At 71.9% G+C, this 24,287-nt stretch carries 13 protein-coding genes; 10 read left to right on the plus strand and 3 right to left on the minus strand.

The annotated features are described in order from the left end of the window. Positions 1 to 155 precede the first annotated feature (155 nt). Both glnA and ACPC54_RS00610 read left to right on the plus strand, forming a co-directional pair. On the plus strand, positions 156 to 1,517 hold the full coding sequence (glnA, locus tag ACPC54_RS00605) for a gamma-glutamylpolyamine synthetase GlnA2 (protein ID WP_045699350.1): 1,362 nt from the start codon (positions 156 to 158) through the stop codon (positions 1,515 to 1,517). Between the two features lie 184 nt (positions 1,518 to 1,701). Continuing rightward, on the plus strand, positions 1,702 to 2,433 hold the full coding sequence (locus ACPC54_RS00610; RefSeq protein WP_498959620.1) for a class E sortase: 732 nt from the start codon (positions 1,702 to 1,704) through the stop codon (positions 2,431 to 2,433). A 44-nt stretch (positions 2,434 to 2,477) separates the two neighbouring features. On the opposite strand, the gene ACPC54_RS00615 is transcribed toward ACPC54_RS00610, so the two are convergent. Further along, entirely contained in the window at positions 2,478 to 3,263 is a 786-nt protein-coding gene (locus tag ACPC54_RS00615) for a LamG domain-containing protein (RefSeq protein ID WP_498959622.1), read from the minus strand. A 334-nt stretch (positions 3,264 to 3,597) separates the two neighbouring features. Between ACPC54_RS00615 and ACPC54_RS00620 the strand changes: the two genes are divergently transcribed. Together ACPC54_RS00620 and ACPC54_RS00625 are read left to right on the plus strand one after the other, a co-directional pair. Next, positions 3,598 to 4,824 (plus strand): glycosyltransferase family 2 protein, encoded by a 1,227-nt coding sequence (locus ACPC54_RS00620; protein WP_498959624.1) that lies wholly within the window; start codon positions 3,598 to 3,600, stop codon positions 4,822 to 4,824. 111 nt (positions 4,825 to 4,935) lie between these two features. Beyond that, positions 4,936 to 7,962 carry a bifunctional [glutamine synthetase] adenylyltransferase/[glutamine synthetase]-adenylyl-L-tyrosine phosphorylase gene (locus tag ACPC54_RS00625; protein ID WP_498959626.1) on the plus strand — a complete coding sequence of 1,009 codons (3,027 nt, stop codon included), beginning with the start codon at positions 4,936 to 4,938 and terminating at the stop codon, positions 7,960 to 7,962. A 61-nt stretch (positions 7,963 to 8,023) separates the two neighbouring features. Here the strand turns inward: ACPC54_RS00625 and ACPC54_RS00630 are convergent, their stop codons facing one another. Further along, on the minus strand, positions 8,024 to 8,989 hold the full coding sequence (locus tag ACPC54_RS00630) for a phosphatase PAP2 family protein (protein ID WP_498959628.1): 966 nt from the start codon (positions 8,987 to 8,989) through the stop codon (positions 8,024 to 8,026). A 315-nt stretch (positions 8,990 to 9,304) separates the two neighbouring features. Between ACPC54_RS00630 and pulA the strand changes: the two genes are divergently transcribed. The 6 genes from pulA (at position 9,305) to ACPC54_RS00660 (ending at position 23,713) form a co-directional block, all read left to right on the plus strand. Continuing rightward, complete coding sequence (gene pulA, locus ACPC54_RS00635; protein ID WP_498959630.1) at positions 9,305 to 14,821, plus strand: pullulanase-type alpha-1,6-glucosidase; 5,517 nt, start codon at positions 9,305 to 9,307, stop codon at positions 14,819 to 14,821. Between the two features lie 636 nt (positions 14,822 to 15,457). Then, positions 15,458 to 17,791, plus strand: coding sequence for a M4 family metallopeptidase (locus ACPC54_RS00640; protein WP_498959632.1), 2,334 nt, complete (start codon positions 15,458 to 15,460; stop codon positions 17,789 to 17,791). Between the two features lie 231 nt (positions 17,792 to 18,022). Beyond that, positions 18,023 to 19,759, plus strand: coding sequence for a carbohydrate-binding module family 20 domain-containing protein (locus tag ACPC54_RS00645; protein ID WP_498959634.1), 1,737 nt, complete (start codon positions 18,023 to 18,025; stop codon positions 19,757 to 19,759). A 570-nt stretch (positions 19,760 to 20,329) separates the two neighbouring features. After that, positions 20,330 to 21,382 carry an alpha/beta hydrolase gene (locus ACPC54_RS00650; RefSeq protein WP_498959636.1) on the plus strand — a complete coding sequence of 351 codons (1,053 nt, stop codon included), beginning with the start codon at positions 20,330 to 20,332 and terminating at the stop codon, positions 21,380 to 21,382. A gap of 246 nt (positions 21,383 to 21,628) precedes the next feature. Further along, on the plus strand, positions 21,629 to 22,516 hold the full coding sequence (locus tag ACPC54_RS00655; RefSeq protein WP_498959638.1) for a hemerythrin domain-containing protein: 888 nt from the start codon (positions 21,629 to 21,631) through the stop codon (positions 22,514 to 22,516). 234 nt (positions 22,517 to 22,750) lie between these two features. Beyond that, on the plus strand, positions 22,751 to 23,713 hold the full coding sequence (locus ACPC54_RS00660; protein ID WP_498959640.1) for a DUF1152 domain-containing protein: 963 nt from the start codon (positions 22,751 to 22,753) through the stop codon (positions 23,711 to 23,713). 26 nt (positions 23,714 to 23,739) lie between these two features. On the opposite strand, the gene ACPC54_RS00665 is transcribed toward ACPC54_RS00660, so the two are convergent. Then, positions 23,740 to 24,285, minus strand: a complete 546-nt coding sequence (locus ACPC54_RS00665) for an FHA domain-containing protein (RefSeq protein ID WP_498959642.1) — start codon at positions 24,283 to 24,285, stop codon at positions 23,740 to 23,742. Positions 24,286 to 24,287: the final 2 nt, after the last annotated feature.

Below are 24,287 nucleotides of genomic sequence, written 5' to 3' on the forward strand. Positions count from 1 at the left end.
GGCGCGCTGTCGGGCTCCGCGCCCCGGTCGGGGCCGGGGTCGGCGGTGCCGTGCCGGGCGGGGATCGGCCATGATGGGGGCAGTCGCTCCACGAGGTCCCTCCGCGGCCTCCGGGGCGTAACACGCGCGTAAAGAGCAGAGGTGAGACTGTCCCCATGGGCAAGCAGCAGCAGTTCGTGCTTCGGACGCTCGAAGAGCGTGACATCCGGTTCGTCCGGCTGTGGTTCACCGACGTGCTCGGCTATCTGAAGTCGGTGGCGGTGGCGCCGGCCGAGCTGGAGCAGGCCTTCGAGGAGGGCATCGGCTTCGACGGGTCGGCGATCGAGGGCTTCGCCCGGGTGTACGAGTCGGACATGATCGCCAAGCCGGACCCGACCACGTTCCAGATCCTGCCGTGGCGCTCGGAGACCCCGGGGACGGCGCGGATGTTCTGCGACATCCTGATGCCGGACGGCTCGCCCTCCTACGCCGACCCCCGGTTCGTGCTCAAGCGCACCCTGGAGAAGGCCTCCGACCAGGGCTTCACCTTCTACACCCACCCGGAGATCGAGTTCTTCCTGCTGAAGAACCTGCCGGGCGACGGCACCCCGCCGATCCCCGCCGACCAGTCCGGCTACTTCGACCACACCCCGCGCGGGGTGGGCCACGACTTCCGCCGCCAGGCGATCACGATGCTGGAGTCGATGGGCATCTCGGTGGAGTTCTCGCACCACGAGGGCGCGCCCGGCCAGCAGGAGATCGACCTGCGCTACGCGGACGCGCTGTCCACCGCGGACAACATCATGACGTTCCGTCTGGTCATGAAGGAGGTCGCGCTGGAGCAGGGCGTGCACGCGAGCTTCATGCCCAAGCCGTTCTCCGAGCACCCCGGCAGCGGCATGCACACCCACGTCTCGCTGTTCGAGGGCGACCGCAACGCCTTCCACGAGTCCGGCGCCGAGTACCAGCTGTCGAAGGTCGGCAGATCCTTCATCGCCGGCCTGCTGAAGCACGCCGCCGAGACGGCCGCCGTCACCAACCAGTGGGTGAACTCGTACAAGCGCATCTGGGGCGGCTCGCAGCGCACCGCCGGTGCCGGCGGCGAGGCGCCGTCGTACATCTGCTGGGGCCACAACAACCGCTCGGCGCTCATCCGGGTGCCGATGTACAAGCCGGGCAAGCAGGGCTCCACCCGGATCGAGGTCCGCTCGCTGGACACCGGGTGCAACCCGTACCTGGCCTACGCCGTCACCCTCGCGGCCGGCCTGAAGGGCATCGAGGAGGGCTACGAGCTCCCGCCGGGCGCCGACGACGACGTGTGGGCGCTGACCGACTCCGAGCGCCGCGCCCTCGGCATCCAGCCGATGCCGCAGAACCTGGGCGAGGCGATCGACCTGATGCAGCGCAGCGAGCTGGTCGCCGAGACGCTGGGCGAGCACGTCTTCGACTTCTTCCTCCGGAACAAGCGTCAGGAGTGGGAGGAGTACCGCTCCGAGGTGACGCCGTTCGAGCTGCGGAAGAACCTCCAGGTGCTCTGAGCGGACGACCACCGAGGGCCCGCCCGACGACCTGTCGCCGGGCGGGCCCTCGCGTGCTCCGGCCCCTTCGGATTACCACGAACGGGCCAGACCCGTCGCCGACGCGTGTGTCGCCTTGCGGCGACCCGGGCAGGGCCGCTGGAGTGGCCGCGGCAGTCGGGCCGACGGGCGAAGGAGGACCGGGGTGGCGAAGCGGCGGAACGTCGGTGCGGCGGTGCGTGCGGTGGGACAGGTGGCGGGAGATCTGCTGCTGACCCTGGGCGTCGTCCTGGTGCTGTTCGTCGTGTACGCGGTCTGGTGGACCGACCTGGCGGCGAACCGGGAGGCGGGCGGTGCCGAGGCCCGGCTGCGCGGCGACTGGGCGGTCGCCGCGCCGGCGGCCGCCGCGACACCGGGGGCGCCGACCCCCTCGGCCGAGTCGGCGCCACCGGACCAGGGGGATCTCGGATTCCTGCACGTGCCGGCACTGGGCCGGGACTACGCGGTGCTGATCAGGCTCGGCACCGACGAGGAGACCCTGTCGGCGGGCGTGGCCGGGGTGTACACCGCGCCGTACCGCTCGGTGCCGCCGTGGGCGGGCGACGGGAACTTCGCCCTGGCAGCGCACCGGGACGGCCACGGAGCGAAGTTCCACGACCTGGACCGGGTCGGCCCGGGTGACGCCCTGGTGGTCGAGACCAGGGACCGCTGGTACGTCTACCGGGTCGACGGGGTGCTGCCGGAGACCTCCCCGGACAACGCGGGCGTGATCGCGCCTGTCCCCGTCGGCTCGCCGTACCACTCCCCGGGGCGCTACATCACCCTGACGACCTGCACCCCGGTCTACACCTCGCTCTATCGGCTGGTGGTCTGGGGGAGCCTGGTCCGGGAGGAAGCGATGGCGCCCGGACGGGTGCCGCCGGTGGAACTGCGCTGAGCGGCGGCCCGTTTCGGACCGTACGGTCGGGTCCGTCGCCGGTCTCAGGGGCGCTCGATGCTCAGCAGGTCGACCTCCATGGTGACCGGGTCCGTGCGGGACGGCGGGTCGTGGAAGGTCCCGTCGCCGATCGAGAGGTTGAGGATCAGGTAGGCGGAGAAGTCCGGCCCGACGCCGGTTCCGTCGGACCAGACCGCGGTCAGTTCGTCCCGGGACGGCCCGACGTACCAGGTGTCGTTGTCGGCACCGAGCCTGACCGCCACGTACACCCAGCGTTCGGCGCCGATCTCCGGGCCGGAGTAGACGGTGCTGTTGGGACGCACGTGGTTGACGAACTCGATCCGGTCCGGGTGGTCGGCGTACCACTCGAACAGGTCGAGCTCGTCGCCGCCGTCCCGCCAGGTCCACAGGCAGGGCCAGGCGCCGGTGCCCGCCGCGGGCATCCGCGCGTGCACCACCACCAGGTCGCCGGTGCGAACCTGCGTGCCGCTGCCGCCCGAGTCGCAGGAGTCGCCGGTGGTCAGCAGGCCGGTGTTCCAGGCGCCGTCCTGACGGTGGGTGGCGGTGACGGTCAGGTGTCCGCTGTCCGTGCTCAGCGCATCGGTGGTCAGCCGGTCGAGTTTCCAGCTGTGGGGATTCTCCGTGCAGTTGGCGTACGCGGCGCTCTGCCAGCCCCACCGCTGGCCCGGCCCCAGGCTCAGCGTGCCGAATCGTTCCAGCAGCGCGGAGGAGGCCCGCGTCTGCGCAGCGATGCGTGCGGCCCCGGCGGGGAAGGCGGTCAGTGTCGTGACGACCGTCACCACTATCGCCAGCAGTAGTCGGATTGCCATGCCGCCCAGGATCCACGCCGGCCGGCCGGTCCGCGCAGCAGGCAGGGCCGTCCGGGTGAATTCCCGTCGGACCGCCGCCTCGCGTGTTCCCGGAATGGTGTGTTAATGGCGTCGACCGGTCCGGTTCGTGATAGAAATCGTGCGAGTTTATTCCGGTGGATCGCGCTCGTGAATTCCTTCGAATTCTGCACGAATTAACCGAACAAAATGTCGGCGGCCAGACAGGAGTCATCATGTACGGACTAGCGCACACCGGCGTCGCTTCCCTGGCGCTGTTGGCGACCGGCGGCGCCGCCGCCGCGATCGGTGCGGCCGTGAAGTGGTTCGCCCGGCGGTGACCGAATCGCTGACCGTGCTGATCCCGGCCCACAACGAGGCGGACTTCATCGCGGATGCGGTGAAGTCCGCTTTCGAGCAGACGGTGGGACCGCGCACCGTGCTGGTCATCGCGGACTCCTGTACCGACGACACGGCGGCGATCGCCCGGCAGTGCGGCGCCGAGGTGCTGGAGGTCGAGCGCAGCAGCAAGGCGGAGTCGCTCAACCTCGCGCTCGCGGAGGTGACCACCGAGTTCGTGGCCCTGCTCGACGCGGACGGCTACTTCGCCTCCGCCCAGGCGCTGGAGATCTGCCTGGAGCGGATGCGCGCCAAGGACTACGGCGGTGTCTGCATGTCCGTGACACCGCACAGCGTGAAGGGCGTGTTCCAGCGCTCGCGGGTGATCGAGTGGGCCGCGGCCCACCGGATGTCCCGGACGGTGGAGTCCTGGCACGGCTGGGTCGCCGTGCTGTCCGGCTGCGCGGGCGTGTACCGCACGGAGGCGGTCCGGGCGGTCGGCGGCTGGTCCACCGACGGCCTCTGCGAGGACGTCGAACTGGCGCTCAAGATGAATCGCGCGGGGCGGAAGGCGGGCTTCGTGCCGGGTGCGTACGTATGCGTGCGCGACCCGGGCAGCTGGTCCGTCTACTGGGCGCAGACCCATCGGTGGGCGGCCGGCTGGGCGCAGGCGCTGTACAAGCACCGCGGCCTGTTCTTCCGCAGCTGGGGATTCACCAGGGTATTCGGCGCGATGCTCGTGGACAGTGCCCTGATGGCGTCCGGATATCTGTCCCTGCTTTATCAGCTGGCCACCAGGTTCACCCATTTCGACGCTTTCCGGTGGATGGGCGTGTGGTTCCTGATGATGGTGGTGCTGACTTTCGGGACGGCCGCCCTGCAAATCGGTGTCCGGCGGACGCTGGCCAACTATCCGGCGTATCTCGTCGTGGGCACCATGGGGACCGTCGTCTCTCTCTGGGTGATGTTCCGGGAATGGGTGCTGGGCAAGCATCTGACCTCCTGGACCGGCCGTCAGGGACGCCGGGTCGTCATCACCCGGATGTCGGAACGGCGACGACTCGTCCTCACCGTCACGGGCGCCGGGGCGGGCCTGCTCGGAGTGCTCTCGGGCCGGCTGCTCGACCAGGAGTCCCTGCTCCTGACGGGGGCCGCCGCGACCGGTTCGGTCCTGGTGTCGGCGTTGCTCTGGCACCTGGTGAACCGGATGCCGGAGCGGGTCTGACGCCGTGACGGCACCCGCGCCACGACCCCGTGGCGCGGGGGGACCGGCGCCTGGGATGGTAGGTCCAGGGCCCGCGTGACGGCGCGGGCCACTGGGAGTGCCGGGAGAGCGATGACGGTGGAGGAGCAGCGGGCCGGAGGCCGGGTGAGCCGGCCGGAGATGCGGCTGGTCAGGCGCGGGTTCACCGACCCGGCGCAGGCCGTACGGCTGCTGGAGGGCCCGGGCCTGGAGGGCCTGGCCGACGACCCGGTGCTGCTGGACGCGCTCGGCGCCACCGCCGACCCGGACCTCGCGCTGCTCGGCCTGGCCCGGCTGCTGGAGGCCGCCGACGAGGCCGACCGGCACACCCTGCGCGACACCCTCACCACCGCCAAGCCGCTGCGCGACCGGCTGCTCGGCGTGCTCGGCGTCTCCGCCGCCCTCGGCGACCACCTCGCCCGGCACCCGCACGACTGGCACGTGCTGGTCACCTTCGAGCTGCGCGACATGCACCCCGGCCCCGAGGACTTCCGCCGCGCCCTCGCCGAAGGCGTCGAGCGCGACGGGCACACCCCGGCGGACGCGCTGCGGATCGCCTACCGCCGCTGCCTGCTGGCGATCGCCGCCCGCGACCTCACCGGCACCACCGACCTCGCCCAGACCGCCGCCGAACTCGCCGACCTGGCCGGCGCCACCCTGCAGACCGCCCTGGACCTCGCCGCCGCGCAGGACCGGGAGGCCGCCGCGGCCTGCCGGCTCGCCGTGATCGGCATGGGCAAGTGCGGCGGCCGCGAACTCAACTACGTCTCCGACGTGGACGTCGTCTTCGTCGCCGAGCCGCGCGAGGGCGTCGACGAGCACCAGGCGATCAAGGCCGCCACCCGGCTGGCCGCGGCCCTGACCCGGCTCTGCGCGGACACCACCGGCGAGGGCACCATCTGGCCGGTGGACGCCAACCTGCGCCCGGAGGGCCGCAACGGCCCGCTGGTGCGCACCCTGGCCAGCCACCTCGCCTACTACCAGCGGTGGGCCAAGACCTGGGAGTTCCAGGCGCTGCTGAAGGCCCGCCCGGTCGCCGGGGACGCCGAGCTCGGCGCCGCCTACGTCGAGGCGCTGGCCCCGATGGTGTGGCAGGCCGCCGCCCGCGACAACTTCGTCGCCGACGTGCAGCAGATGCGCCGCCGGGTGGTCGACTCCATCCCGGCCACCGAACTGGACCGCCAGCTCAAGCTCGGCCCCGGCGGGCTGCGCGACGTCGAGTTCTCCGTCCAGCTGCTCCAGCTGGTGCACGGCCGCACCGACCCGGCGCTGCGCAGCGGCAACACCCTGGAGGCGCTGGCCGCGCTCTCCCGCGGCGGGTACGTCGGCCGGGCGGATGCCGCCTCGCTGGACCGCGCCTACCGCTTCCTGCGCTCGCTGGAGCACCGGATCCAGCTGTACCGGCTGCGCCGCACCCACCTGATGCCCACCGCCGACGAGGACCAGCGCCGGCTCGCCCGCTCGCTCGCCCCGCTGATCAACGACGACACCCGCTCCGACCCGGTGGCCGCGCTGCAGCGCGAGTGGAAGCGGCACGCCGTCGAGGTGCGGCGGCTGCACGAGAAGCTGTTCTACCGGCCGCTGCTCGACGCCGTCGCCGAACTGCCCACCGGCGCGGCCGGGTTGAGGCCGGACGCGGCCCGGGCCCGGCTGGAGGCGCTCGGCTACGCCGACCCGGCGGCCGCCCTGCGCCACCTCAGCGCGCTCGCCTCCGGGGTGAGCCGCAAGGCCGCGATCCAGCGCACCCTGCTGCCGGTGCTGCTCGGCTGGTTCGCCGACTCGGCCGACCCGGACGCCGGGCTGCTCAACTTCCGCCAGGTCTCCGACGCGCTCGGCCGCACCCCCTGGTACCTGCGGCTGCTGCGGGACGAGTCCGCCGCCGCCGAGCAGCTGGCCCGGGTGCTGTCGGCCGGCCGGCTCGCCCCCGACCTGCTGCTGCGCGCCCCCGAGGCGGTGGCCATGCTGGGCGACCCGCAGGGCCTGCAGCCGCGCGGCCGGGCGGCCCTGCAGGCGGAGATACTGGCCGCGGTCGGCCGGGCCGGGTCCGCCGCCGCCGCGGTGGCGGCCGCCCGTTCGGTGCGCCGCCGGGAGCTGTTCCGCACCGCCGCCGCGGACGTGCTCGGCCGCCTCGCCGACGACCCGGCCGAGGCGCTGGACGCCGCCGGGGAGGCGCTGACCGCCCTCAACGCGGCCACCCTGCAGGGCGCGCTGAGCGCCTGCGTGGCCGGCTGGGAGGCCGCGAACGGGGACCTGCCGACCCGGATCGCGGTGATCGCGATGGGCCGCTTCGGCGGCCGGGAGCTGGGCTACGGCTCGGACGCCGACGTGCTCTTCGTCCACGAGCCGCTGCTCGGCTCGCTGGAGGAGGACGCCGCCCGCGCCGCCCAGGCCGTCTGCAACGAACTGCGCACCCTGCTGGCCGCGCCCTCCACCGAGCCGCCGCTGCTGGTCGACGCCGACCTGCGGCCGGAGGGGCGCAGCGGCCCGCTGGTGCGCTCGCTGGCCTCGTACGCGGCGTACTACCGGCGCTGGTCGCACGCCTGGGAGAGCCAGGCGCTGCTGCGGGCCGAGCCGGTGGCGGGGGACGAGGACCTGGGCGCGCGGTTCCGGCAGCTGATCGACCCGCTGCGCTACCCGGGCGTCGGCGTGCCGGAGCGGGACCTGCTGGAGATCCGCCGGATCAAGGCCCGGATCGAGGCCGAGCGGCTGCCGCGCGGCGCCGACCCGACCACCCACACCAAGATCGGCCGGGGCGGGCTGGCGGACGTCGAGTGGACGGTGCAGCTGCTCCAGCTCCGGCACGGCCACGAGCTGCCCGCGCTGCGCACCACCCGGACCAGGGCGGCGCTGGCGGCGGCCGCCGACGCCGGGCTGGTGTCGGCGGCGGACGCCGAGGTGTTGGACGCCGCCTGGGTGCTGGCCTCCCGGGTGCGCTCGGCGGTGATGCTGGTGCGCGGCCGGCCTGGCGACAGCTTCCCCGGGGAGGCCCGGGAACTGGCCGGGGTGGCCCGCTACCTCGGGTACGGCGCCGGGCACAGCGGGGAGCTGGTGGACGACTACCGGCGGACCACCCGGCGGGCCCGGGCGGTGGTGGACCGGCTGTTCTACGGCTCCGGCTGACGGCCGCGGCAACGCGGAAGGGGCCCCTCCCGGAGGGGCCCCTTCGTCGTGTGCGGCAGGCCTAGCGGCGTGCGGTGCTGACCGCCGGCTCGCTCCACTGCTCCGGCACGGTGATCGGCGTCTCGGCCGCGCCCCGGGCGGGGACCTGCGGCAGCCTGTAGACCCACTCGTGGTAGAGCCAGCGGGCGGCCAGGAAGCCCAGCGCCAGGCAGATCTCGCCGCCGACGGCGTCCATCCAGAAGTGGTTGGCGGTCGAGACGATGACCAGCAGGGTGGCGGCCGGGTACATCAGACCGAGCGCCCGGACCCAGGCGCGGCGGGCCAGGAAGAAGATCGCCAGCCCGCACCACATCGACCAGCCGATGTGCATCGAGGGCATCGCGGCGTACATGTTGGAGACGTGCGCGGCCGGCCCGGAGGCGAACGAGCCCCAGGTGTGGTGGGTCTGCACGGTGTCGATGAAGCCGCCGTCGGTCATCAGCCGGGGCGGGGCCAGCGGGAAGGCGTAGAAGCCGACCAGGGCGATCAGGGTGGTGACGAACAGCACCGTACGGGCGGCGACGTAGCGGCCGGGGTGGCTGCGGTAGAGCCAGACCAGGACGCCGATCGTGATGATGAAGTGCAGCGTCGCGTAGTAGTAGTTCATCCCGGTGATGAGCCAGCCGACGCCGTCCATCGCGTGGTTGATCGAGCGCTCGACGGCGATGCCGAGGCTCTGCTCCAGGTCCCAGATCCAGCGCGCGTGCTTCTGGGCTATCGACTCCTGCTCGGGGACCGCGTTGCGGACCAGCGAGTAGAGCCAGTAGCTGACGCCGATCAGCGCGAGCTCGAACCAGATCCGCGGGCGGGCGGGGGAGCGGCGCTGGTCGCGGATGCGACCGCGCAGCGCGGCGGAGCGGGACTGGGCGACACGGGTGGCTCCTTCGGGCCGGCGGGCCGGGGTGGCCGCCGCCGCTCCGGAACCGTCACCGTGGGCCGCGTCGGCGCGCCCGGCGTCGCCTTGCTGGATCTCGGTCGGTTCCCCCATGGACGAGAAGTCTGCCAGACCTCCCGTAGCCGTCTGCTCATCCTCTGGAAGTGGATTCTTCACCGGATGTCCCCCTTGAGGGGTAGGGGGCGGATCCCATCGGGGTAGGGGGCCTGATCGGGTCTGGTGCTTACCGGTGGGACGGACATACGTCCCATTGTCACGCCGACCGTTCCACCGGCGTAATCGGGGTGGCGATGACCCGGGCGGGCCCGAGTTTCCGGGCCCGAAACCGTTTCTGCACCTTGCTGAAACATATTGCAGGCCGCTAGCTTCCTGGCAACTCGATCGACCCCTTCCCCCGAGGGAGCCCCAGTGGCCGATACGCCGCTCCGCCGTCCACGGAGCACCACCCCACCCGCGGTCCGGACCAGACGCGGCGGCCGCACGGCCGTCCTGCTCGCCGCCGCACTGACCGCCGCCACGCTCGGCGGCGCCCCCGCGGCCCTCGCCGCCGCCCCGCCGGCCCCGCCCTCCGACGCCGCGCTCGCGGCCACCGCCGGGCGGCACGACCTCAGCCGCGAGCAGTTCTACTTCGTCCTGCCCGACCGCTTCGCCAACGGCGACACCGCCAACGACACCGGTGGCATCACCGGCGGGCGGCTGGAGAACGGCTTCGACCCCGCCGACAAGGGCTTCTACCACGGCGGTGACCTCGCCGGACTGATCCAGAAGCTCGACTACGTCCAGAACCTCGGCACCACCGCGATCTGGATGGCGCCGATCTTCAAGAACAAGCCCGTGCAGGGCACCGGCGACCAGGCCTCGGCCGGCTACCACGGCTACTGGATCACCGACTTCACCCAGGTCGACCCGCACTTCGGCACCAACGAGCAGCTGAAGGAGCTGATAGCCAAGGCGCACGCGCGCGGCATCAAGGTCTTCTTCGACGTCATCACCAACCACACCGCCGACGTCATCGACTACGCCGAGCAGCAGCACGCCTACCGCTCGACCGGCGCGTACCCGACGCTCGACGCGGACGGCAACCCCGTCGACGAGACCGCGACCGCCGACGCGGGCGCGCCCTGGCCGCGGATCACCAGGGACTCGTTCCCCTACACCCCGGTCTTCCGCACCCCGGCCGACGCCGGCGCCAAGAGCCCGTCCTGGCTCAACGACCCGGCGCTGTACCACAACCGCGGCGACTCGACCTTCGTCGGCGAGTCCGCCACCGAGGGCGACTTCAGCGGCCTCGACGACCTCGACACCCAGAACCCCCGGGTGGTGCAGGGCTTCGAGAAGGTCTACCAGCAGTGGGTCAAGGACGCCGGCGTGGACGGCTTCCGGATCGACACCGTCAAGCACGTGAACATGGCGTTCTGGCAGCAGTGGGCGCCCGCGCTCAAGGACTTCGCCGCCAAGCAGGGCAACAAGAAGTTCTTCATGTTCGGTGAGGTCTACTCCGGCGACCCCGCGGTCACCTCGCCGTACGTCACCAAGGGCAGGCTGCAGGCCACCCTGGACTTCCCGTTCCAGGGCGCGGCCCGCTCGTACGTCTCCCAGGGCGGCTCGGCGAAGAACCTGGCCGACGTGTACGGCCAGGACTACCGCTACACCAGCGCCGACACCGACGCCTACGAGCTGCCGACCTTCCTCGGCAACCACGACATGGGCCGCTTCGGCTCCTTCCTGCTCGCCGACAACCCCGGCGCCGACGAGGCCACCCTGCTGCGCAAGGACCGGCTCGGCAGCGAGCTGCAGTTCCTCACCCGCGGCCAGCCCGTCGTCTACTACGGCGACGAGCAGGGCTTCACCGGCGCCGGCGGCGACAAGGACGCCCGGCAGGACATGTTCGCCTCGAAGACCGCCTCCTACAACGGCGACCGGGTGCTCGGCGGCGCCTCCGGGCCGGCCGACCGGTACGGGCAGGGCGGCGAGCTGTACCGGGGCATCGCCGGGCTGGCCCAGTTGCGCCGGGACAACCCGGCCCTGGCCGACGGCGCGCAGATCGAGCGCTACGCGGCGGACGGCGCGGGCGTGTACGCCTTCTCCCGGATCGACGCCGGGCAGCAGGTCGAGTACCTGGTGGCGGTGAACAACGCCGCCGAGGCGAAGACCGTCACGCTGGACACCTTCTCGGCGGGCATGGGCTTCGACCGGATCTATCCGGCGGCCGGTGCCTCGCTGACCTCCGGCGCCGACCGCAAGGTGACCGTCACCGTGCCGGCGCTGTCCTCCGTCGTGTTCAAGGCGGGCGGCAGGCTCGCGCCGGTCGGCGCCGCGCCGCAGCTGTCCGTGCAGCCGCCCGCGGACGGCTCCACCGGGCTGGTGACCATCGGCGCGAAGGCGGACGGCGGCTTCAACCGGGTCAGCTTCGCCGCGCAGATCGGCGACGGGCCCTGGCGGACGCTGGGCACCTCGGACACCGGGAAGTACGCCGTCACCCAGGACCTGGGCGGCGTCGCCCCCGGCACGGTGGTGCGCTACAAGGCCGTCGTGCAGGACTCCGGCGGCCACCTGCGCTCCGCCACCGCGAGCTTCACCACCGGCACCCCCGCACCCGCACCGGCGCCCACCGCCGGCGCCCGCCCGTACGCCGTCGTCCACTACAACCGGCCGGACGGCGACTACGACGGCTGGAACCTCTACGCCTGGGGCGACCTCGCGGACGGCGAGGGCACCCAGTGGCCCGCCGGACACCCCTTCACCGGGCGGGACGCGTACGGCGCCTTCGCGTACGTGAAGCTGAAGCCGGGCGCCTCGGACCTCGGCTTCATCGTGGAGAAGAACGGAACCAAGGACGTCGACGCCGACCGGCACCTCGACGTCGGCGCCGCCGGGGAGGTCTGGCTCAAGCAGGGCGACCCGACCGTGCGCACCGCCAACCCCGGGCCCGCCGACAGCCAGCCCGCGAACACCGCCGTCATCCACTACAACCGGGCCGACGGGAACTACGACGGCTGGGGCCTGCACGACTGGACCGGCGCCGCCACCCCCACCGACTGGGGCAAGCCGCTGCTGCCCGCACGCCGCGACGCCTTCGGCGCCGTCTTCGAGGTGCCGCTGGCCCCCGGCGCGACCAGCCTCAGCTACATCCTGCACAACGGCAACGACAAGGACCTGCCCGCCGACCAGTCGCTGGACTTCGCCGTGAACGGCAAGGAGGTCTGGATCCTGGGCGGCCGCGAGGGCTACCTGCTGCCGCAGGACCCGGCCGCCTCCTCGCAGATCGACCTGGGCGGTGCCAGGGCCCAGTGGATCGACGCGCGGAGCGTCGTCGTCCCGGCCGGCTACGGCGCGAGCGACGCCTCGCTGGCCGGCGGCACCAGCGCCCAGCTGGTCTACGACCCCGAGGGCGGCATCCGCGCCGACAAGGGCGTGCTGAGCAAGCCCGGCAGGTGGCTCCGGCTCACCCCCGTCGCCGGCGGGCTGACCGACGCGCAGAAGGCGAAGTACCCGCACCTGGCGGGCTACCGGGCCTTCACCGTGGACGCCCGGGACACCGCCCGCGTCCCGGCCGCGCTGCGCGGCCAGCTGCTGTTCACCGAGCACCTGCCGAACGGCGCCGTGCTGGCGGGCACGGGCGTGCAGATCCCGGGCGTGCTGGACGACCTGTACGCGCGGCGCACCGGCAGGGTGGACTTCGGCCCGGCCTACTACGACGGCAAGGTCGCCCTCTCGCTCTGGGCGCCGACCGCGCAGCAGGTGTCCGTCCAGGTCTTCGACAGCGCCACCGGGGGCACCCCGAAGACGCTGCCGATGAAGCTGGACGACGAGACCGGGGTGTGGGAACTCGTCCGCGACAAGGGCGAGTTGAACGGCAAGTACTACCTGTACCAGGTGAAGGTCTGGGCGCCCTCGGTGCAGCAGTTGGTGGTCAACACCGTCACCGACCCGTACTCGGTGGCGCTGGCCACCGACTCCAAGCGCAGCCTGGTCGCCGACCTGGACGCCAAGGAGCTCAAGCCGCAGGGCTGGGACGAGCAGACCCGCCCGCAGGCCGTCCCGCCCGCGCAGCAGCAGATCCAGGAGCTGCACGTCCGGGACTTCTCGGTGGAGGATTCGACCGTCCCGGCCGCCGAGCGCGGCACCTACCTGGCGTTCACCGAGTCGGACTCGGCCGGGATGCGGCACCTCCGGGACCTCGCCAAGGCCGGGGTGACGACCGTCCACCTGCTGCCGACCTTCGACATCGCCACCATCCACGAGAACCGGGCGGACCAGAAGCTGCCCGCCTGCGACCTCAAGTCCCTCCCGCCGGACGGGCCGAAGCAGCAGGAGTGCGTGGCGGCCGTCGCCGCCGACGACGCCTACAACTGGGGCTACGACCCGCTGCACTACAACGTGCCGGAGGGCTCGTACGCCACGGATCCGACCGGCACGGCCCGCACGCTGCAGTTCCGGCAGATGGTGCAGGCGATGCACGCGGCCGGGCTGCGGGTGGTGCTGGACGTGGTCTACAACCACACCGCCGCCAGTGGCCAGGCCGAGCACTCGGTGCTGGACCGGGTGGTGCCCGGCTACTACCAGCGGCTGGACGCCAACGGCAAGGTGACGACGGACAGTTGCTGCGCCGACACGGCGCCCGAGCACGCCATGATGAACCGGCTGGTGGTCGACTCGGTCACCCTGTGGGCCCGCGAGTACCAGGTCGACGGCTTCCGCTTCGACCTGATGGGCCTCGACCCGAAGTCCACCATGCTGGACGTGCAGGCCGCGCTGCGGAAGATGACCCCGGAGTCGGACGGCGTGGACGGCAGGAACGTCTTCCTGTACGGCGAGGGCTGGAACTTCGGCGCCGTCGCGAACAACGCCCGTTTCGAGCAGGCCACCCAGCAGAACATGGCCGGCACCGGCATCGCCACCTTCGACGACCGGCTGCGCGACGCCGCCCGCGGCGGCAACTTCATGCTGAACTCCGCGCCGCAGCAGGGCTTCGCCTCCGGCCTGTACTCCGACCCCAACGGCTCGGCCGCGAACGGCGGTCCGGCGGAGCAGAAGGCCCGGCTGCTGCACCAGATGGACCAGCTGAAGGTCGGGCTCACCGGCAACCTGGCCGGCTACTCCTTCACCGACAGCTCGGGCAAGGCCGTCACCGGCGCCCAGGTCGACTACAACGGCGCCCCGACCGGGTACGCCGCCAGGCCGGGCGAGGCGGTGGAGTACGTGGACGCCCACGACAACACCGACCTGTTCGACGCGCTCGCGTACAAGCTGCCGACCGGCACCTCGCCGGCCGACCGCGCGCGGATGCAGGCGCTCGGGCTGTCGCTGACCGCGCTCACCCAGGGCGCGGGCTTCGCCCAGGCCGGCAGCGACCTGCTGCGCTCCAAGTCGCTCGACTCCAACTCCTACGACTCGGGGGACTGGTTCAACGCGATCCACTGGGACGCCACGCAGGGCAACGGCTGGGGCCGCGGCCTGCCGATGGCGAAGGACAACCAGGAGCTGTGGCCGACCGCCAAGTCCCTGCTGGGCGACCCGAAGCTGACCGTGGGGGCCGAGGACATCCGGGCGACCACGGCGCAGTTCCAGGAGTTCCTGCGGATCAAGCGGTCCTCGCCGCTGTTCTCGCTGCCGACCCTGGCCGACGTCCAGCAGCGGCTGTCGTACCCGCTCTCCGGCACGGCCGGCGAGACGCCCGGGGTGATCACCCTGCACCTGGACGGCACCGGGCTGGCGGGCGCGGAGAAGGGCGTCACGGTGGTCTTCAACGCGACGCCGAGCGCGCAGGCGCAGACCGTGGACGCCCTGAAGGGGACGAGCCAGGCGCTGCACTCCGTCCAGGCGGGCGGCGCGGACCAGGTGGTGAAGCGGTCCGGCTTCGACGCCGTGACCGGCACCTTCACCGTGCCGGGCCGGACGGTGGCGGTGTTCGTGCAGAACTGAGCCGTCCTTGAGTGGGAGTTGACCCGGGTTTGACCCGGCGTCGGACCCGATCCGGTCCCGAGGCCGGAAAATCACGGCCCCCGCACCGCCGTTCCGGTGGTGCGGGGGCCGTCGTCGTGCGGGGGGTGCACCAGAGGGTGTCGCGGAGGTGCCGTCCGGTCGGGGGTGGCCGGAAACAGTCTTTGGCACGGCCGGAAGTGTGACGTGCCGGGCAGGGGCGGCGCTGCCGCCTACCCGGCGGTACGGGCGGTGGAAGCGGCCGCTGGTCAGTGACCGCCGATGGTGATCGAACTTCACGGGGGGCATGAAAACCGTGTTCAGGCTTGGTCATGCCGTAACACAACTGACGACCGGTCATCCATACGGTTTCGGTAATGAATCGGCCAATCAGTGGCATGCATCTGTCATTAACGAGCCGTTTGCTGCCACGATTCCTCCGGCTGCAGACGAGGGGGCCCCACCCCCCGGTGCAGCAGGACCAGTCCAGGTGCAGCGCGTCCCTGCAACGACTAGTGAGCACCGTCAACCGCACCCCCACCACACACCGTGGGCGGGGGCCCCCACTGCGCCGCAACCCTGCGGCCCAGGTTCTCTCCACCGGGTGCGAACCGGCACCCGGTCGGAAAAGGAGTCCGCATGTCACGTTCCGCTCACGTCCGGAAGGCAGCGGTCGTCATGGCCGCCACCACCGCGCTGCTGGTCACCGGCATACCGGTCATCGCGCAGGCCGCCACCCCCGACGCGCCGACCGCCGTCGCCGCCGCGCAGTCCTCCCGGGCCGCGCTGATCGCCTCCGCGAACCAGCAGTCCGCGTCCTTCGCCCAGGCCCTCGGCCTCAGCGGCCAGGAGAAGCTGGTCACCAAGGACGTCGTCCAGGACGCCAACGGTGCCCGCCACCTGCGCTACGAGCGCACCTACGCCGGACTCCCGGTCCTCGGCGGCGACCTGATCGTCCACCAGGACGCGGCCGGTGCCACCAAGAGCGTGACCAAGGCCAGCCAGGCCAGCCTCGCCGGTGTCGACACCGCCCCGGCCCTGGCCGCGCCGAAGGCCCAGGAGGCCGCGCTGGCCGCCGAGCAGGGCTCCGTCGAGACCGCCCCGCGCCTGGTCGTCTGGGCCGCCGGCGACGCGCCGAAGCTCGCCTGGGAGACCGTCGTCGCCGGCAAGGAGTCGGACGGCACCCCGAGCAAGCTGCACGTCGTCACCGACGCCAAGACCGGCGAGGTGCTGAGCAAGGCGGACGGCATCAAGCGCGGCTCCGGCACCGGCGTGTTCGTCGGCAACGTGCCGCTGACCACCACCCAGAGCGGTTCGCAGTACCAGCTCAAGGACGCCAGCCGCGGTGGCCAGTACACCACGGACATGAACAACGGGACGTCCGGCAACGGCACCCTGTTCACCAAGTCCACCGACACCTGGGGCAACGGCCAGGTCAGCAACCGCGAGTCGGCCGCCGTGGACGCCCAGTACGGCGCCGCCGCCACCTGGGACTTCTACAAGAACACCTTCGGTCGCAGCGGCATCAAGAACGACGGCGTCGGCGCCATGAGCCGGGTGCACTACGACACCGGCTACGTCAACGCGTTCTGGGACGACGGCTGCTTCTGCATGACCTACGGCGACGGCACGAGCGACACCCACCCGCTCACCGAACTCGACGTCTCCGGCCACGAGATGAGCCACGGCGTCACCTCCGCCACCGCCAACCTGAACTACTCGGGAGAGTCCGGCGGCCTCAACGAGGCGACCTCCGACATCATGGGCACCGGCGTCGAGTTCTACGCCAACCTGCCCGCCAACCCGCCGAACTACCTGATCGGCGAGCTCATCAACATCAACGGCGACGGCAAGCCGCTGCGCTACATGGACAAGCCCTCCACGGACGGCTCCTCGGCCGACTCCTGGTACTCGGGCGTCGGCAACCTGGACGTGCACTACTCGTCCGGTGTCGCCAACCACTTCTTCTACCTGCTGTCCGAGGGCAGCGGCGCGAAGACCATCAACGGCTTCAACTACAACAGCCCGACGGTCAACAACATCACCGTCAGCGGCATCGGCCGGGACAAGGCGCTGCAGGTCTGGTACAAGGCGCTGACCGCGTACATGACCTCCACCACCGACTACGCCGCCGCCCGCACCGCGACCCTGAACGCGGCCACCGACCTGTACGGCGCCAACAGCACCGAGTACAACCAGGTCGCCACCGCCTGGGCCGCCGTCAACGTCGGCTCGCTGCCGAACCCGGGCGGCGTCACCGTCACCAACCCGGGCAACCAGTCGACCGCGGTCGGCACCGCCGTCAACCTGTCGATCAAGGCCTCCGGCGGCACCGCGCCGCTGTCCTACTCGGCCTCCGGCCTGCCGGCCGGCCTGGCGATCAACGCCTCGACCGGCGCGATCACCGGCTCGCCGACCGCCGCGGGCAGCTCCAACGTCACCGTCACGGTGAAGGACAACGCCGGCAAGACCGGCACGACCAGCTTCACCTGGACCGTGACCGGTGGCGGCGGTGGCACCTGCACCCCGGCGCAGCTGCTGGGCAACGCGGGCTTCGAGACGGGCACGGCGGCGCCGTGGACGGCTTCGAGCGGCGTGGTCGACAACAGCTCCTCGCAGGCGGCGCACAGCGGTTCGTGGAAGGCCTGGCTGAACGGCTACGGCAGCGCGCACACCGACACGCTGTCCCAGACGGTGAGCATCCCGGCCGGCTGCAAGGCGACGCTGAGCTTCTGGCTGCACATCGACACCGCGGAGACCGGCTCGACCGCGTACGACAAGCTGACCGTGTCGGTGAACGGCACCACGCTGAAGACCTACTCCAACGTGGACGCGGCCGCCGGCTACCAGCAGCGCACCTTCGACCTCTCGTCCTACGCGGGCCAGACGGTCACCCTGAAGTTCACCGGCGTCGAGGACTCCTCGCTGCAGACGAGCTTCGTGATCGACGACACCTCCATCCAGACCAGCTGAGGTCGCACCGGCTCCTGAGGGGCCGGTGAACCAGGACAGGTGGGAGGCCCGGCGGCTGCGGCTGCCGGGCCTTCGTCATGCTCGCCGGGGACCGATGCGGAAACGTTTTGTCCCTGGTCTTGACGCTGTCTTTCCACGGCTCTAGGTTCACTGCAAGTTTCCGGCAAGTTACAGAAACTTCCTGCAGAGCAATCGGCTGCCCCCACCCCAGCCACCCCCCATGGAGACGACGTGGTCACCACCGCCCCCACGCGCCGGCCTGCCCGCGCGGCCGGCGCGCTCGCCGCCTCGGCAGCGCTCGCGCTCTCGCTGAGCACCGCCATAGCCGCCCCCACCGCCCAGGCCGCCCCACCCGCGAACAACGGCAAGGACGTCACCGCCACCCTCTTCGAGTGGCGCTTCGACTCCGTCGCGCAGGCCTGCACCTCCACCCTCGGCCCCAAGGGCTACGGCTTCGTCGAGGTCTCGCCGCCGCAGGAGCACATCCAGGGCCCGCAGTGGTGGACCTCGTACCAGCCGGTCAGCTACCAGATCGCCGGGCGGCTCGGCGACCGCACCTCCTTCAAGAACATGGTCGACACCTGCCACGCCGCCGGCGTCAAGGTGATCGCCGACTCGGTCGTCAACCACATGTCGGCCGGCTCCGGAACGGGCACCGGCGGCACGGCGTACACCAAGTACAACTACCCCGGCACCTACCAGGACCAGGACTTCCACACCTGCCGCCAGCCGATCACCAACTACCAGGACCGCACCAACGTGCAGGACTGCGAACTGGTCAACCTCGCCGACCTGGACACCGGCAGCGCGTCCGTCCAGACCACCATCGCGCACTACCTCGACGACCTCGGCTCGCTCGGCGTCGACGGCTACCGGATCGACGCCGCCAAGCACATCGCCGCCACCGAACTCGCCGCGATCAAGGCGAAGATGGCCAACCCCAACGCCTACTGGGTGCAGGAGGTGATCTACGGCGCCGGCGAGCCGATCCAGCCCACCGAGTACACCGGCAACGGCGACGTCGACGAGTTCCGGGTCGGCACCGACCTCAAGCGGATCTTCACCAGCGACAAGCTCGCCAACCTCAACGGCTGGGGCGCCTCCTGGGGCTACCTGCCGAGCGACCAGGCCCGCAGCTTCATCGACAACTGGGACACCGAGCGCAACGGCTCCACGCTCAACTACACCTACGGCAACACCTACACGCTGGCCAACGTCTTCCTGCTGGCCTCGACGTACGGCTCGCCCAACGTGTACTCGGGCTACGCCTTCACCAACAAGGACGACGGCCCGCCGAACGGCGGCACCGTCAACGCCTGCTACCAGGACGGCTGGAACTGCACCCACGCCTGGCGGCAGGTCGCCAACATGGTCGGCTTCCGCAACGCCGTCGCGGGCACCGGGGTGACCGACTGGTGGTCCAACGGCAACAACGCGATCGCCTTCGGCCGCGGCAACCGGGGCTACGTCGCGATCAACCACGAGAGCGGCGCGATCACCCAGACCTTCCAGACCGGGCTGCCGGCCGGCACCTACTGCGACGTCCAGCACGGCGACCCGCAGCCGGGCGGCGGCTGCACCGGCCCGACGTACCAGGTCGGCGCCAACGGGCAGTTCACCGCGACGGTCGGGGCGGGCGACGCGGTCGCGCTGTACGTCCAGCCCGGGGCGGCGGTGTCCGGCGCCTCGTTCAACGTCAACGCGACCACCTCGTACGGCCAGAACGTCTACGTGGTCGGCGACGTCCCCGCGCTCGGCGGCTGGGACCCGGCCAAGGCGCTGCCGCTGTCCTCGTCCGGCTACCCGATCTGGTCGCTGGCGCTCTCGCTGCCGCCCGGCACCGCCTTCCAGTACAAGTACGTGCGCAAGGACGCGAGCGGCGCGGTCACCTGGGAGTCCGGCGCCAACCGGACCGCGACGGCGCCCGGCTCGGGCGCGGTCACACTGAACGACACCTGGCGGCCGTAGCGGCGGGCGGGCCCCGGCCAGACGGTCCTGGTGCCGAACCGGCCGTGAACCGTCGCCGAATCGGGGAGGTTTCGGGGCCCTCGTCAGCCCGCTGTTGACGAGGGCCCCTCCCCTGGGGGAATCGCTGTCAAGGCGATCCGGCATCCAGTGCGATGCCCATGTCAGGTACCGCCGGACGGGCGGGAACGGAGCCTTCGGGCTCGAAAGCCTGTGGAGACTCGGTAAGACCGTCGGCAACGGCGGCACAGGTCGCTGAAGCAGGAAGCCACGGCCGTGCCGCGCTGTGTGGTACGGGCCATGGCCCCCGCCGTCCGGCCCCCGCCGCTCGGCGGGCCCGGTGAAGGGTTTTACCTGATCGCGAACAAACATTGGATTTCCGGTGGCCACCGCGCAACCGGCCCACCCCGACCCACGTCATAGGATCGCAGGAAGGTTCGCCGCCCGTGAAGGAGGGCGAACCGCTGCCCGGGGGACGCACCAGCACCGCGTTACCGGGCCTGTCCGGCCCCACCGGGGGGCCACCACCCGGTCAGACGGTCCGGGTGTGACATCGGTCGGAGAGTCCTCACCGTGCTTAGGCAGTCGTCCCGTTACCGCGCCCTCCTGACCGGCGCCGCCACGCTCGCCCTGGCCGCCACGCTCGCGGCCTGCGGGGGGAGTTCCGGCGGCGGGAAGGGGGACAGCGCCAAGGCGGACGCCACCCCGGCCGCGGCCGACAGCGCCGCGCCGACGAGCCCCGCCGGCGCCCCGGCGGCCGGTGCGACGACCGCCCCCGCCTCGGGGAAGGTGCTGATGCCCACCGGTCCGGCCGCGAGCCTCAGCAAGGTCCGGGACACCGCCGCCGGCCCGATCTTCTCGACCAAGGTCACCGGCGCGAAGTCCGGCGTGACCGGCCAGGTCTGGGTCTGGCTGCCGCCCGAGTACAACGACCCCAAGTACGCCAAGACCGGCTTCCCGGTGCTCACCCTCTACGCGGGCGGCCAGAGCAACGGCTACAACACCTGGACCGACAACCAGCTGCCGATCCAGGAGGAGGACGAGCGGCTGGTCAAGGAGGGCAAGGCCCACCCGTTCATCATGATCATGCCGGTGCAGAACTTCAACAGCGACGAGAAGAACGCGCTGGACTGCTCCGACATCCCGGGCCAGCCCAAGATGGGCACCTGGATGGGCGAGGACATCCCGGACTTCGTCCGCGCCAACTTCCGCACCGTGAAGGGCCGCGACGGCTGGGGCATCATGGGCGCCTCCACCGGCGGCTTCTGCAGCGCCAAGCTCTCCCTGCAGTACCCCAACGTCTACAAGGCCGCGGTGCCGATCGACGGCTACTTCATCCCGGACTCCGGGCTGTGGAAGGGCCACGACGCCGAGAAGGCGGCCAACAACCCCGACATCCTGGTCACCCAGGGCAAGGCCGACGTGAAGATGTACGTCACCGCGGGCGGCGCCAACGGCTACGAGAAGGCCGTGGTCACGAACTGGGTGAAGAAGGCCGTCGCACCGGTGTCCATCGAGTACTACGAGCAGCCCGGCGGCAAGCACCTGACCTCGGACTTCAAGAAGATGATCCCGGACACGCTGCAGTGGCTGACCAAGCAGCTGGCGGGCCCGGCCGCCGACTGACCCGCTGGTCCACCGGCCCGGGGCACCCTGCGTGCCCCGGGCCTTCGCGTACCCGCAGGCTTACCCGGAGGCGGGCCCGGAGCCCCCGCCCGGGCCCGCTCCCGCGCGCCCGGTCCGGGCGCCGAAAACGCCTGTGACCTGCGCGTCAATCGGACATTGATTCGCTTCTGATCGACTGCGAGCACCTTGGATGGGCCGCCTCACCACCGGCAGCCGCCATCCGCCCCCAGCCGTGAAGAGAGTGCCATGCCGATCCACCTCCTGCCGCAGCCGTCCCCGTCCGTGCCCGAGCAGCGGTCGCAGACCGGGGTCGAGCCCCGGGGAGCGACCGCGTACGGGCGCGACGCCGACGACGAGCCGGCGACCATGCGGTTCGCCGGGCTGCGGCTGGTGCACGCCGCGCTGCGGCGCGACCTCGCCCGGCTGCCCAACGCGCTGCGGCTGATCCAGCCCGGGGAGGACGACCAGGGCGAGGCGCTGCTGCGGCACTGGAACTTCATGACCGCGATGCTCACCTGCCACCACGAGCAGCAGGACACCCGGATCTGGCCGATCGTGCGCCGCTTCGCGCCCGAGCTGCGGCTGCTGCTCAACTGGCTGGAGGACGACCACCACGCGCTGGACCACTCGTTCACCCGGGTGACCACGCTGGTCCGGATCGCCACCCGGGACACCGGCAGCGCCTGGCCGGTCGCCTACGCGATGGAGGACCTGGCCGCCCGGCTGGAGACCCACCTGCGGATCGAGGAGCGCCAACTGCTGCCCCGGATGGAGCTCGTGGTCGCGGAGGGCTCCCGGCTCGGCGGGCTGGGCGAGCTGCTGGACCTGCTGTGCTCGGCGGAGGGCCCCGGCACCCCGGACGCGCTGGCCTGGCTGCTGGACGGGGTGGACCCGGCGCAGGTCGAGCGGCTGCTGGCCGAATGCGACGACGACGTGGCGCGCAACTGGCCGCACTGGCAGGCCACTTACCAGCGCTGCACCGCGCGGCTCTGGGGCTCGCCCGGCGACCTCGTGGCGGACGGTGTCGCGGCCGCCGACCTCCCTGCCGCCGGCCTGCGGTCCATCGGCATCCCGTTCGGCGAGCTCTCCTCGGACGGCCTGCCGTCCGGCGGCCCGGGGAACGTCGCGGACTGAGCGCCGGGTCTTTTCGCGGCCCGCCGATCTACGCGCGTGGCATAGGTCTCCGGCATATGCCGACAGTTGGTCGGGGGCCCATGGGAGTCCCGACTCCCATGCTCCCTTGGGGGATGCGACAGTCGGGCAAGGAGGACCACTTCGCCGAACACCACGTCAGCCGTTGATCCCGGGGCGCACCTCGGTCCGATCCCGACCGGCCCGCCCCCACGCCGGCGGTGCTACCGTCCGCCGATGACCTCTCTGCTGCAACCCCCGCTGATCACCCGGCTGCTGGCCGCCGAGCGTATCCTCGTGGCCGGGGCCGGCGGCGGCTTCGACGTGTACGCCGGCCTCCCGATCGCCCTCGCCCTGCGCGCCGCCGGCAAGGAAGTGCACCTGGCCAACCTCTCGTTCACGCACCTCTACGGCCTGCCCGGAGAGGTGTGGCACGAGCCCGACCTGGCCCGGATCCGGCCGGACGCCCCCGCTCCCGAGGGCTACTTCCCCGAGCGCACGCTGGCCCGCTGGCTGCGGCTGCACGGCATGCCCGACACCGTGTGGGCCTTCCCGACGGTGGGCGTCCAGCCGCTGCGCGAGGCGTACCGGCGGCTGGTCGGCCACCTGGGCGTGGACGCGATCCTGCTGGTCGACGGCGGCACCGACATCCTGATGCGCGGCGACGAGATGGGCCTCGGCACGCCCGAGGAGGACATGGCGAGCCTGGCCGCGGTGGCCGGCCTGACCGAGGTGCCGGAACGGCTGGTCGCCTGCCTGGGCTTCGGCATCGACGCCCACCACGGCGTCAACCACTCGCTGGTGCTGGAGAACCTGGCCGCGATCGACCGGGCCGGCGGCTACCTCGGTGCCTTCTCCGTCCCGCGCGACAGCCGCGAGGGCGCGCTCTACCTGGACGCCGTCGAGCACGCCCGGGCCGCCTTCCCCGATCACCCCAGCATCGTCAACGGCTCGGTGGCGGCCGCGCTGCGCGGCGAGTTCGGCGACGTCCGGTTCACCGAGCGGACGAAGGGCGGCCAGCTCTTCATCAACCCGCTGATGACGCTCTACTTCGGCGTGACGGTGGAGGCGCTGGCCGCCGAGAACCGCTACCTGGACCGCCTGGAGCACACCGTGGTGATGCGCCAGATCGCGACCACCATCGCGGAGTTCCAGGACGAGCTGCCCCGGCAGCGGCCGCGCCGGCAGTTCCCGCACTGAGCGGGGGTCCGTCGCGGCGGCGGCCCTCAGCTCGCGGAGATCCGGAACTCCAGGTTGCCGAACCGCACCTGGTCGCCCGGGCCGACCCGGACGGCTCCGGCGATCCGGCGCCCGTTGACGTGCGTGCCGTTGGTCGAGCCGAGGTCGTACAGCACCCAGCCGCCGTCGTCCTGCCGCAGTTCGGCGTGCCGGCGGGAGACCGAGGGGTCGTGCAGCCGCAGGCCCGAACCGGGGAGCCGGCCGATCGTCAACTGCCCGGCACCGGCCTGCGGGAGGCTCAGCCCGGGCAGCCGCTCGGTGCGCCAGGCCCGCCCCAGCCGGTCGCCGAAGCCGGAGAGCCGGCCGACCGTCCGCAGCACGAAGCGTTCGACCGGTCCGCCGGTGGGCAGCCCGGCCAGCGCGGCGTCCAACTCGCCCCGGCTGTCGGCGCGCAGGACGATCTCCATCCGGCCGAGGAAGGTGTCGTGCGAGAGCCGCCCGCTGCCCGCGCCGTCCTTGAGCACCCCGAGCGCCTCGTCCCGTTCGGCGTCGGACGGCCGGACCGCACCGGTGTGGAACTCAGCAGGCGTCATGG

This window comes from Kitasatospora sp. NPDC094028, assembly GCF_049543595.1.
GTDB lineage: Bacteria > Actinomycetota > Actinomycetes > Streptomycetales > Streptomycetaceae > Kitasatospora.